The organism is Bacillus sp. HY001 (assembly GCF_007558965.1).
In the GTDB taxonomy this organism is placed as follows: domain Bacteria; phylum Bacillota; class Bacilli; order Bacillales; family Bacillaceae_G; genus Bacillus_A; species Bacillus_A mobilis.
This window is the reverse complement of record NZ_VLTE01000011.1, coordinates 170869-184025: the sequence shown is the minus strand read 5'-3', so window position 1 is coordinate 184025 and position 13157 is coordinate 170869. Positions and strand designations below refer to the sequence as shown.

The window sequence follows — 13157 nt, the reverse complement described above, 5'->3', positions numbered from 1 at the left end:
TTTATGCCAAATGTTGCTGCGTCACACAGTGAATCATGCCACCATAGGCAAACAGTTCATTTACATAAATACCGACAATTCTTCTTCCTGGAAACTGTCCTTCAATGATTTGAAGCCCTAACTTGTCATGCTCATCTCCATATATAGGAACTAATACAACTTCATTTCCAATATAAAAGTTCAAATATGAGCCCTTACAGGCTGCTTCTTTTACCATTTTTCTTGTCACTGGTACTGGTATAAGTTGAAATGGTTTTCCATCTATATTTCTTGCTTGTCGCAATTCTTGATAATGCTTTTCGTACGCCTCCAAAAGGTAGGATTCACTTTCTCCGAAAGGATCATATTCATAAAGAATTGTATTTTCATTTACAAAACGTGCTGCCCCATCAATATGGTAATCTGTATCTTCATCATAATTATCCTCACCGCGAATGCCCGTTATCCATATAAAATTCGTTACCCCTAAATGCTTCGTTAACTCTATTTCAATCTCTTCCTGACTTAGTGTAGGATTTCGATTTTCATTTATAATAGAAGTTTTTGCCGCCATTAAGGTTCCATTTCCGTTTATCTCTATTCCCCCGCCCTCTAGACAGACACTAGCATTAACTTTTGGAATGCTATACGTTTCACTTATTTCCGCCGGAATAACAGCATCATTTTCATACGGATATTTCTCACCCCAGCCATTAAAAATCCAGTGTGTTAAGCAGAGATCGCCTTCCTTATCTTTTACAAAAATCGGTCCATTATCTCTTATCCAAATATCATCCGTTTCTTTAGTTAAAAAATCAATTTTATCCATATCCACTTTCGCTTCCATTAACTTCGTTTGGACATGTACTTTTTCTTCCTCATCATATACAACAATATGAACAGTTTCTCCGTAATGAAGCTCCTTTGCCATCGTTACCCAAATATCATCTAGCTTAGCCCTGTAACCTTCACCTCTATGAGCTTTATCATGAGGCCATTGGAGCCATGTCCCCTCATGCTTTTCCCACTCAGCTGGCATATAAAACAAACTATTTTCTATATTTCTCATACGTGTTCACCCCTTCTTCGAATGTAAGTTTAGTCTAAACTTTGACATCATGTTAAGGTCAACAGAAATATGTTCATATACTTGTAACTACTTTTAAGGTGTCTCTTTATTTCTCCTTGTGATACACTACTTCTCCTTGTAAAACCGTCACTAAAACTTTCGCATCTGGAATCTTATCGACACTCATTTTAGTAATATCTTCATTTAGTAATATCATATCGGCTGATTTACCTACTTCAATTGAACCAGTAATATTATCAAGGCCTAAAGCTTTGGCGGGCTTAATTGTATAAGCATCAATAGCTGCATATATATCAGATAAGCCTTTCTCTTCAATACTTAGCGCATTCGAAATTGTCACAAGTGGATTTAGTTCATTTACATCCCAATCACTACTAAGTGATACGTTTGCTCCTGTCTTCCAAATGCGTCCTAACGGCATAATTCGTTCCATCTGTTGATTTGAAAAATACGCACTTGCCCAGCTTTGTTTCGGATCTTCTGCAAAATCATGACCTACTTGGAAATCAGCGCTAATACCTAACTTAGCAAAACGATTTATATCACTATCTTCTACCATTTCCACATGCGTAAGCGTATAAGGTTGATTCGCCCCTTCTTTTTTCGCTGCCTCAATTGCATTTAAACTCTCTCTTACCCCGCCATCTCCAATCGTATGAATGAGTGCACCGTAGCCAAGTTTATTCAGTTCCGTCAACCACCATTTCATTTTTTCTTCTGGAATATAGTTCAAACCGTACGGCGTTCCTTTAAACCACTCAAATTTATATTTTTCTAGTATTTTAGCTGTACTGTTAATGCTAATTCCATCACTATACATCTTCACTTGATTAATAAGCATCCGAGATGATACATCATCACGCTTAATCTTTTTGAAATACTCAATTTGTTCTGCTTCATTTAAGTTCGGATATACCCACGGACGCAGTACTACTCGTGACGTTAACTTTTTCTCATCGTTAACTTTATTCCAAACATCTAACCAGCCTCGTTTCCAATAGAGACGCCCATCTCCGACTGTAGTAATACCATTCTTCGCTACTTCATCTAAACCGTCTAACAAACCTTCATAATTTTTTTCAAAGAGTTTAGGCTGAGAATTCCATGCTTTTTCCATCACGATATCTCCTGCTGTATCATACAGAAGCCCGAAAGGTTCTCCTGTTTCTGGATCCCGGATGATTCTTCCGCCTTGCGGATCTTTCGTATCTTTATTTATTCCCGCTACTTCCAATGCTTTTGAGTTAACCCATACAGAATGAGAAGTTCTTTCCATAATTAATACCGGGTTATTAGGAAATAACTCATCAAGAACTTGTAATGGCGTTTGCTGTTCTGATTTTTCGTCCATATCTTTTAACAACTCTTCCAGACTAAATCCTGTTCCACTTACCCATTCGCCATCTTTCACATCTTTTTTACAAGCCTTTAAATACGAGCGTTGTTCTTGCAGTGAAGCATCTGGTGAGACACTACAATTCCCTGCTGCTGGTGATCTCGCCTCAAATATATGATTATGATTGTCCACAAAACCAGGAAGAATAAATCGTCCTTGTAAATCCACCACTTTCGTATCTTCATTTATAAATTTTTCTACATCTTTGTTTGAACCAACAAATGTAATTTCCCCTTCTTTAACGGCTACAGCCTCTACAACATCTTGCTTGCCATTTGAAGTATAGATTGTACCATTTTTAAACACTACATTTTTGGGCAATTCCTTAGGTAGAACAAAGCTACCATTCTCACCTTCTCCTCCAGGAGTACACGCTGAAATCCATGTCATACTTAGAATTAGGCAAATAATCATGATTGTTTTTTTCATATTCTTTCTCTTTTTTATTATGATGAATTACTTACATAAATAGAATAAGGATTGACATAATGTTAATGTCAATCCTTATCTTCAGTCTATTTTCATAACTACAAAACAAATTTGTGTCACATACTCCTCTACTAAACAATCACATTCAGGTCCTTTTACGTAAACCTCATATGGTGAATCCTCTATTACATAACCATTTCTTTCAATCCATTTTTCTAACGCGATATAAGCGTAACCTATATAGTCATAACTTCCATAATGCATAGTAGTAACGATTTGATGCGGATTTAATTTTTTTATTTCATATTCTTGTACTACGTCTTTATCGTTCTCATGCATAACTGGAATTCTTAATTCAATATCGCTTTCATTTGGAATATACTCTTCATCATAAAAAACTGTAGAAGGCGAGCCGACTATTTGGAAGTTATTCTTGTGTACTATTTCATATAAGTCATAAAAATAATCATCCATATCATCTATATTTATTTGTAACCTTTGAGAAATTACTGTTATTTCATTTCTCATCCCAATTAATATATCGTAATTTCTATGGCAGGCAGTAGTTAAAGCATGATTCATATTTACCATTTCATTCATTTCTGAAATAACCTGTAAATTTTGTTTTACTTCATGAGATAGCTCTATAATTTGTGCTTGCATATGTTTAATAAATGAATCTTGATCTGACGACTGAAGAATGATTTTAATTTTCGGTAGAGGGAATTTATACTCCCTTAACTTTTTTATTTTCAATGCTATTTCTAACTGCCCTTGCTCATAATATCTATACCCATTTTCCGGGTTCACGTATGCTGGTTTTAATATATCCTCTTTGTCATAATGCCTTAGCATCCGTGTACTCATTTTACAAATCCGCGAAAACTCAGTAATTGTATACATATACTTACCCCTTGAATACATTTTCTTATACGCTTATTTTAAAGCCAATCAAAAATCTTCCTAACTAAAAATTCTTCATTCTGATTCTTCAATTTTTTCATTTTTGAAGGTAACAAATGCGAAGGACAATACCACGTTAAACAATTAATTGCGCCTCCCATTGTCGATAGTTCTCCTACATGAATTTGAATAGCTTGTTTCTCCGTATGCTGTTGAATATATCGTAACACTTCCCAATCTTTAGCTAATCCAAACTTCGGAACGTAAATCGTATCACATGTTTCTAACATATTTATATACAATCCTTTTGCCGACGCTATTTCTTGATCATATTGCCCTTTCTCTGTATATGACGATGGCACAACTATAAATTTAGCTTCTGGCATTTGCTCTTGAATAATCTCTTGAACATTATATCTAAATTCATGGTCCCCTAAAAAATCACTAATAAACATCGTATGTTCATCAATAAATTTAACCATTCCGTCTGCATGTGCAAGTACGTCCCCTTCTTCAGCAGGAATAATAATAACGCGGCTCACATCCAAATCCCATTCCAGTTGCTCTATAATTTCTTCTTCCGTCCAATCATAATTATCATCAAATATGCGTTCCGTTACTATAACAGTATCTTTTTTATTCCAAATAAGATTTCCACCGTCTAATATCAATGGAGATTTCACATATTCAAAGTCGTTCTTTTTCAACCATTTATTAAATTGTTGATCTAAATATCGCCATTGATCTTTCGGTAAGTAATTTGGTTGATATTTAAATTTGACTAAATGATTTGTGACGACTGGTGCAACATCTCTTAGCCAAATATCATCATACTCAAAAAAGCTTGTATGAAAATCTTGCTCTTCAACAGATAAAGAAACAAGTTGATCAGTAAATGATTTATTTTCATTTAAGTATTCATTAAAATAAATCAAATCCTCATAAAACGGACGATAATATTCATTTGATTTATCTGGAATTGCAGTGAAAATAATTCCATTTTGTTTTTGTTCCATATTATTTACCTCGCTTTTTAATAATGGTTGAATAACTAATTTCACTATGCCAACTACTTCTCTTTTCATAACAATTTTCGAAACGTGCACATTTCATGAATGGATTATAGCACGGAGAAATATTATATATTTATATAAAAAATATAAAGCTGTCATTAAGCCGTAAATTGACTCTTGACAGGGTTTTAAAATACAATAATAGAAATTTATATGAAAATATGAAATTGAATAATAGCATCATAAATCCTATCATTATGAAGCTAGTTAAGATTATTCCTTTCAATACCCTTACTCCCTTTTCACAAAAATAAAACATGACAAAATAGGTAAAAAGTAACAATTCACTTATTTTGTCCGTAGGTTGCTACATTTCAATTGATTACTTCAATTGAATTGGTTGTTGCTGTGTCACACAATGAATCATACCGCCATTTTTATAAAGCTCTCTCACATCAATACCAACTACTTTACGATCTGGGTATAACTTCTGAATCGTATCGTTTGCGATTTTATCATTCGGATCATTATAATTCGGTACCAATACCACTGAGTTCCCAATGTAATAATTAATATACGAACCTTTATAATCAAGAGCTTTTCCGTTTTCTAAAGTAACTTTATTTTTACTAAGAGGTAAGTATTCATACTTATATTTCTGTCCTGATGCATTTTTTGCATCTAACAATGTTTCCATATCTTTGTTTGATACCCCCCACTCGGCTAGGTCATCTTCTTTCATCGTTACAATGGTAGATTTACCATGAAATTTAGCAAATCCATCGATATGGAAATCAGTAATATCTAAATTAGGTACTCCGTCTAACCAAATAAAGTTTGTTACTCCAAGGTCACTTATATATTTTTCAATTTCCTTTTCTGATAAATCCGGATTTCTATTTTTATTTGTTACTGCACTTCGAGTTAATAAAGCAGTCCCATTACTGTCTAATTCAATTGCGCCGCCTTCCAGGACAAATTTCCCCCAATCAATCCTTTCAATCCCTAATTGTTTACTAACATTTTCACGTATACGAGCATCATTTTTATAAGGAGTTTTCTTTCCCCAACCATTAAATGCCGGATCTAATATTTTGAGATTTTTATTATTGTCATAAACAAAAATCGGCCCACTATCTCTTGCCCATACATCATCAGTAGGAGCGATAAAGAAATCAATTTTATCCATATTCAGTCCTTTATCTATTAAAAGATTATTGATGCGCTCTTTCTCTTCTTCATCGTATGCAACAATATGGACTTTTTCACCCTCGGTTAAAGCACTTGCCATCTTAACCCAAATCGGTTCAACTTCCTTCTTATACTCTTCACCATATGTGTATTCATGAGGCCATTGCAACCATGTACCTTCATGCTTATCTTTTTCATCTGGCATCGTATATTTCCCAACCTTTTTCTGTACCGCTATTTTTTCATTCTCTTTCCCTTTTGCATTTTCATTACCACCTTCAAAAGAACAACCACTAATAATCGCCGTGGATAATGTAGCTATTAAGCAAAACTTTACTATTTTCTTCATTTTTTCAACCTCCTGTTCTTATCTCCAATAATATAAAGCTTCACATAGTGTGAAGCTCAAGCTTTTTCTCCAATGTAAAAATTCCCAATCACTCTTTACATTCCTATCATTTAACTACCTATATGTATTTATTCAACTATCTTCCTTACCTATTTGTTTAGCACGCTGAACTTTACGAAATAAAAAAATCGGTATTGATAATTACATATCAATACCGATTTTAAAATTATTCTTTTCCTTCTATTAAATCATTCGCCATTTTCCTAAACTCTTGGTTAAATGCATCACTCATACCATTTTGAACGTTAGAGAATAATATGACAAACGTTCTTTTATCCCAGTTAAAATTATTAAAAGTATTCCATCCTGATAATACGCCGTGGTTATGATAATAATCTGGATACGTATAGAAACTAAATCCATATTTTCTTGCAGGTGATGCAGTAAACATATCTAATACACTTTGTTTAGATAGCAGTTTTCCATCCATAATAGCCTCATCTAATCTTTTCATATCTTCAACAGTCGTATACATTTCACCACACCCATACAACCAGCTCATTTTTAAGCGGGGTGCAGCTATTAACTCATTATCTTTTCTCGTATAACCTTCTGCTAAAAAAATATCTTCTGGGAGAGTTGCACCCATTCCAGATTCATGCATTTCAACAGGGGTAAAAATATTTTCTTTCACATATTCAGCAAGTGGTTTATTTGCTATTTTTTCTACAATATACGCAAGTACCATATAATTATAATCTGTATATCGCCATCCTGTCCCTGCAGGGAATTGTAATTTTTGCGCCCCAATCCACGTTACTAACTTTAGTCGTGACGCCGCATCAACCCTACCTTGTCCCTGATCTGGTAACCCAGATGTATGTGTTAACAAATTTCGCAACGTAATGTTTTTATCTGCCGGAAACGATGGAATATACTTATTTACATTGTCTTCAATATTTAACTTCCCTTTTTCTTTTAGCTGCATAATTGATATTGCAACGACTGTTTTCGTAATAGAACCAATGCGATATTTCGTTCTTGGCGTTGTTACTACTTTATCTTCCACATTCGCATACCCATAACCTTTTCGTAAAATCACATGATCTTTACTAGCTACAAGAACACTCCCATTAAATCCTTTATCTTTTAAATATTGATCTAGCTTTCCAGCTGCAACTTCATAACGCTTTTTCTCATTTGCATCAACTTCCTGCATATTGCCCTTTTGCTTACTATTTACATTAGAAAATGCTTTTATATCATATTTCTTACCTTTATTTGCATGTATTAGTGCAACAACACTCCCACAAAAAATAGCAAAAATAAAGAAAACAATTAACCATTTCTTTAACATAATAGGAACCCTCTTTTATCTAGTTTCACTTAACGCGCATCCATTCTATTCTATTCTATATCTATTAATTTTCAGATACTTTATATTATTATCTATCTATTATTCACCTTATTAAACTAGATTCCTTTTTCTCATATTCAGTTTTTGACTACTCTCTATTGTATTTCTTTCTTGCAAAATTTCCACCTTACAATCGGATACACCCTACTATAATTTCAATATCTTATGTAACATTTGTTACACATTATCAAAAAGGAGTTATAAACATGAAAAATACTGATAAACGCAATCGTTTAGATGATATGATGTTTCATTACAGGGTAACAAAAAACAACATAGTTTTAATTGAATATTACAGGAAACAAATTATGATATTAAAAGGAAATGCTGCTGAAAAATTTTTAAACAAAATAAATCTTGCACATAACGATACAGAAAGACAACTCATTATGGCTAAAGTAACAGGCAATTTCAAAAGGGGCAATGAACCTCATTGAAAACGAATCTCATTTATATTTTGATTATACAACATATAAAAAAAGAAATGTCGCTCATTCGGCATTTCTTTAGACTTTCTTCATAAAAAATTTACATTGCTAACTTTCTTTTATTTTTTTATTTTTACTATATAAACTCACTACCGAGATACTTAATAATATCACTATACACAACCAAGCATACGTATACCCTTTCTCATCGACAATATAACCAAATAAAGCAGGTGCAACAATAATCGCTATTTGATTGAATGTAAGTGCCAAACTAACTGTTATTCCAACAGATTCTTCACTTGCCAATTCAGCAACTTCGACGATAAAAAGACTAAACCAACCAATTGAAAAGAAGCCTAACAATGCGCTTACACCATACAATACTCCACTCGTTACTGTATGTATGCTCATTACTAACAATAGAATCAAACCGATAGAAGCACAGACAGCTATAAATAAAGGCATATGCCGATTCCCCTTATAAAACAAATCACTACTAGCTGCTAATACAACACGGCCAATCATTCCAGAAAAGAACATCACTGAAAATACTGTTCCAGCTACAATAGATGTAATGGATTCTTCCCTTACTATAAATTTCATGAAGTGTCCAACTAACACCATTTGCAATGAAATCATGCAAATACCCGTTATATATATTGGATACAATTCTTTTTTACATATCACTACTTTTAGCTCCGTCCAAAAAGAAATTTTAATATGTTCTTTCCTTGCATCTTCTTGAACATATGGCTCTTTATAAAACATAAAAAATAATATTCCTCCAATCATACAAATGCATGCCATACTATTTATCGCGTAAGTCACATTATATTGCATTAAAAGAAACGGGATTAGCACTCCGGCTAATGCGCCACCAATCGGGATACCAGCTTGCCTTATTCCCATTGCTAATCCTCGATTTTCTTTTGGGAACCATTTTAAAATTACTTTACTTCCTCCTGGCTGAGAAACACTATAAAACATTCCTACTAATAAAAGTACAAATAACAGACCATTAAATCCACTTACTATATTAGTTAGTAAAAACGAACCTCCTAGCAAAAATGAACTGATAGAAATTAATAATTTTTCATTATATTGATCCAGTAACCGCCCAACAAAAAGCATACAAAATAACGGTCCAATATTTACAACACTTACTAACAATCCACTCTCCATATTCGTAAGCCCATATTCTCCTTTCCAAAATAAAGCGAAAACTCCAACACCATAAGTTATAAGCGTCGCGGTTGTTTGAGCAATCGTCGCAACAATTAACATAACCCACTTATAAGCACTATTCATCCTTTCTTCGATTAACAAAATAATCCCTCCCCTCTTCCATTGTATGAAAGTTCTGATATCATATAAAATAAAGATATATCATATAATCCATCAAAAAAATTGATACCTTTTCGGAGGGAAGATACATGGACATAAAAGATTTAACTGTATTTTACGAAGTTGCAAAGGAAAGTAATATTTCTCACGCAGCGAAAAATTTGAACTACGTACAATCAGGCGTAACAATGCGTATGAAACAACTAGAAAATGAATTAGGTGTGCCTTTATTTTATCGTAATGGAAAAGGGGTAACTTTAACTTCTAACGGTGAAATTTTATTAACATACGCCAAACAAATTATCCACTTAATGGATCAATCTATAAAAGCGGTTCAAAGTAATGGAACTGATCCTAAAGGCACTTTGAAAATCGGGTGTACAGAATCTACAACAGCGGTAAGGCTTCCATCTATATTAACGGCCTATTATGAGAAATACCCCGAAGTCGAATTGATTTTAGAAACAAATACGACCGAACAATTAATTAGGCTAGTGCTAGAACGAAAACTAGACGGAGCATTTATAGCAGGAGCTACTCAGCATACTGAACTTCATACAAATGTATTTCATGAAGAAGAATTAGTTCTCATTAGTAAAAAACCTTTATCCTCTATTAAAGACATAGGAAATATGAATTTACTCGCTTTTAGTCACGGTTGCTATTATAGAAGTTTATTAGAAGACTGGCTTCAAGAAGAAGACATCTCGCCTAAACGAGTTTTAGAATTCGGAACAATCGAAGCAATACTCGCCTGTGTAAAATCAAATATGGGCGTAGCGATTATGATGAAATCAATTTTAAAGGGGCATGAACATAACTTATCATTCAATCCTTTACCAAATAAATTCAAAAAAGTTCCTACTACTTTTATTACTAGGAAAGATATATATCACTCAGCTGCATTACAAAAATTTATGGAGATGGTTTAACAATGCGTGAAAAGAAAATACGTGGGATGAATCGTAAAACAAACACGATGATACAGCGAATTGAAGAACATACAAAAACGTTCCCTTCTGCTTTCTATAACGATGAATATTGGTATATGCCTTTACCAGTTTCCCAAGCTTTTATCGATTCGTGTAAAACACCTAGAAAAGTAAAACGATTGTGTATACAAACCTTATTAAATCAAGCACAGCATTTAATAAAAATAAAACCGAGCGATACACATACATATCGAGTTGTTGTTTTAATTTCTATAGAAAGTTTGTGGGATTCGCAGATTATTATATTTAAAAATGAGGGGTACTTTCATAATTTCTTTAATAGAAATAGTGAATTTCAAAAATGGATCCCACTTTCAAATGAGTCTGATTTTTGGAAGACATGGGGAATGTCAATTTGCCCCCCCTTCCAAACCTTGCACTTCCAAGAGATCATTTATGATGAGGATACAATCGATGAAAAAGAAATTTGGTTTATTGGAGAGTTATCTTAAAAGGGGAACTTTCTAATTAGAAGCTTCCCTTTTTTCACTTAACAAAATCGCTATATAATGAATTTGTCATTTTACTATATAGGAGGTTTTCAAATGGTAATCCCTAAATATCCCGATGTCCCTACTCTTACGAAAAAACAAATCGATCAAATTACAGAAATCACTTTTCTAAAAGAAATTACACCACAAAAATGTGATGCCATTTTCGTTTTCGGCGGTTCTCATCCTGGTAATTGGCAAGCTCCTCTAAAAGCTTATCAACAAGGTTTAGGAAACCAAATTATCGTTACAGGTGGTACTAGTTTGCATGGCATGAAACATCCAAGCTGGAATTACGGGGATTTATCAGAAGCAGAAGTAATTGTAAATAAATTAATTGAACATGGCGTACCAAAAGACGCTATCCTATTCGAGACAAGCTCCCTCCATTCTATTGCTAATGTAATTGAAGCGAAAAAGATTTTTGATTTCACAAAAATTAATCGGTTACTCTTTGTATGTAAAAGCTTAGGAGCTGGTCGACAATATAGAGTATTAAAAAAACATCTACCTAATACTGTTACTTGTATTCCATTTACATTTGATACAAGTTTCGATGGTGAGTTTATAATGAATAGATATAACTGGATGGAAAATGAAAAGAGTCGCTCCATGATTTTTGGAGAATACTTGAGAAATGTTTGCTACGGTAAAAAAGGCGGTATTGAACCACCTGAAAAAGAAGTTCAAGGTTTAGAGGAATATGTATCCTACTACTATAATCTAGCATAATAGAAAAGGTATACCTAAAACAACGGTATACCTTTTCTCCTATTTATCCCGCTTTAATGGGCAGTAAGACCCCCCACTGATTAAAGTTTCACTTTATTTTTCCTTTAACACACTATGTAATCGATCAGGATAATTTGTAAACATTCCTGTAGCACCCCATTTAATTAACAATCTCATATCTGGTTTCTCATTAATTGTATACGGGTGAATTAACAGTCCATTTTTCCTAGCCATTTTCATATATGACTCATCAATAATTAGTTCTCCGTTATCATTACGTAAGTTTGGCCCAATACCAACTGCATACTTTTTAATTTCTTGAAAATCATCATTCGTTACACTTTTCGGTTCATGTGTAATGCCAGACCATTCAACAATCTCATTGTTTTCATTTGGATAATACCAAAGCAGTTGAACTAGCGGAATATTTTTATTCATACTATGAATCTTTGTTAAACTATCTTTACTAAATGATTGAATCATAACACGGCTAGAAGACATGTTTTGACCTACTAAATTATATTTATTTAATAAAGCTAATAATTTCTCTTCCATTCCTGGATACACATCTGGTGATTTTGTTTCAATGTAATACTTCATGCTTCTTCCGTACTTTTGGAAAATTTCTTCAAGAGTCGGAACTTTTTGACCAACATACTCTTGCTTAGCCTTTTCTGGATACGCTTTATTGAACCACGATCCTGCATCTAAACTCTTTATTTCGCTTAACGTTTTATCTCGTACTTCGCCTGTTCCATTTGTCGTGCGATCAACTGCTGTATCATGCATTGCAATTAATTGGCCATCCTTAGTTAATTGAATATCTAACTCCAAATAATCCGCTTTCATTTTTTTCACTAAATCATAAGAAGCAAAAGTATGCTCAGGTGCATGTCCACTTGCTCCGCGATGTGCAATATTTAAAAACTTATTCTTATTCCACTCATGCTTCCCTTCTGCTTTCGCATGAACAGCTCCCCCAGCAAAAATACTTCCCGTCATAAAGAATATAACTAATACGCTAATAATTTTTCTCATCCTTTTAACCCTTCCTACGTTGTAAATTTCAACAAGTTAATGAGATTTACACGAAATAGAAGATATACTTTCATTATTTTTATAAGCTTATATGAAAATTCCAATCTTACAAATACAATTCCCCTGTGTTATTACTATACTATTTATTTTCTATATCCCTCCTATTCACATGTAACTCCTTATTGATTACAGTTCATCAATAAAAAAAGCCATAAATTATTTAGAGGACACTATTGCATCCCTAAATAAATTTATGGCTTATCTCAAATATCTCCGGCCTCGATTAACTTGTCGAAATTAATCATACCAAACCTATTAATATTTGTGAATATTATTTTTTCAGTACGGTAAAGCTTTAATCA

Annotated in this window: 12 protein-coding genes; 4 read left to right on the top strand and 8 right to left on the bottom strand. The window is 33.4% G+C overall.

Going from position 1 to position 13157, the window contains the following annotated elements; translation table 11 throughout:
- Window position 1: 1 nt before the first annotated feature.
- The 6 genes from FOT98_RS08695 to FOT98_RS08670 form a co-directional block, all read right to left on the bottom strand.
- Entirely contained in the window at window positions 2-1048 is a 1047-nt protein-coding gene (locus FOT98_RS08695; protein WP_063262548.1) for an agmatine deiminase family protein, read from the bottom strand.
- Between the two features lie 106 nt (window positions 1049-1154).
- A complete protein-coding gene (locus tag FOT98_RS08690) occupies window positions 1155-2894 on the bottom strand; it encodes an amidohydrolase (RefSeq protein ID WP_063262547.1) in 1740 nt (579 codons plus the stop codon).
- 81 nt (window positions 2895-2975) lie between these two features.
- Complete coding sequence (locus tag FOT98_RS08685) at window positions 2976-3797, bottom strand: MerR family transcriptional regulator (RefSeq protein ID WP_063262546.1); 822 nt, start codon at window positions 3795-3797, stop codon at window positions 2976-2978.
- Between the two features lie 38 nt (window positions 3798-3835).
- A complete protein-coding gene (locus FOT98_RS08680; protein WP_063262601.1) occupies window positions 3836-4813 on the bottom strand; it encodes an agmatine deiminase family protein in 978 nt (325 codons plus the stop codon).
- 379 nt (window positions 4814-5192) lie between these two features.
- Window positions 5193-6350 (bottom strand): agmatine deiminase family protein, encoded by a 1158-nt coding sequence (locus tag FOT98_RS08675; protein ID WP_063262545.1) that lies wholly within the window; start codon window positions 6348-6350, stop codon window positions 5193-5195.
- Window positions 6351-6576: 226 nt separating this feature from the next.
- The gene (locus tag FOT98_RS08670; protein WP_063262544.1) at window positions 6577-7707 is read right to left on the bottom strand and encodes a serine hydrolase domain-containing protein; all 1131 of its coding nucleotides are present in this window, start codon (window positions 7705-7707) and stop codon (window positions 6577-6579) included.
- Between the two features lie 266 nt (window positions 7708-7973).
- Here FOT98_RS08670 and FOT98_RS08665 point away from each other — a divergent pair, with 266 nt between their 5' ends.
- Window positions 7974-8204, top strand: coding sequence for a hypothetical protein (locus FOT98_RS08665; protein ID WP_063262543.1), 231 nt, complete (start codon window positions 7974-7976; stop codon window positions 8202-8204).
- A gap of 99 nt (window positions 8205-8303) precedes the next feature.
- On the opposite strand, the gene FOT98_RS08660 is transcribed toward FOT98_RS08665, so the two are convergent.
- On the bottom strand, window positions 8304-9524 hold the full coding sequence (locus FOT98_RS08660) for an MFS transporter (protein WP_063262542.1): 1221 nt from the start codon (window positions 9522-9524) through the stop codon (window positions 8304-8306).
- 107 nt (window positions 9525-9631) lie between these two features.
- On the opposite strand from FOT98_RS08660, the gene FOT98_RS08655 reads away from it, so the two are divergent.
- From FOT98_RS08655 to FOT98_RS08645, 3 genes are all read left to right on the top strand, one after another.
- On the top strand, window positions 9632-10474 hold the full coding sequence (locus FOT98_RS08655) for a LysR family transcriptional regulator (RefSeq protein WP_063262541.1): 843 nt from the start codon (window positions 9632-9634) through the stop codon (window positions 10472-10474).
- A 2-nt stretch (window positions 10475-10476) separates the two neighbouring features.
- Entirely contained in the window at window positions 10477-10986 is a 510-nt protein-coding gene (locus tag FOT98_RS08650; protein ID WP_063262540.1) for a DUF3916 domain-containing protein, read from the top strand.
- A 93-nt stretch (window positions 10987-11079) separates the two neighbouring features.
- On the top strand, window positions 11080-11757 hold the full coding sequence (locus tag FOT98_RS08645) for a YdcF family protein (RefSeq protein WP_063262539.1): 678 nt from the start codon (window positions 11080-11082) through the stop codon (window positions 11755-11757).
- A 93-nt stretch (window positions 11758-11850) separates the two neighbouring features.
- Here FOT98_RS08645 and FOT98_RS08640 read toward each other — a convergent pair whose 3' ends face one another.
- A complete protein-coding gene (locus FOT98_RS08640) occupies window positions 11851-12795 on the bottom strand; it encodes a glycerophosphodiester phosphodiesterase (RefSeq protein ID WP_063262538.1) in 945 nt (314 codons plus the stop codon).
- Window positions 12796-13157: the final 362 nt, after the last annotated feature.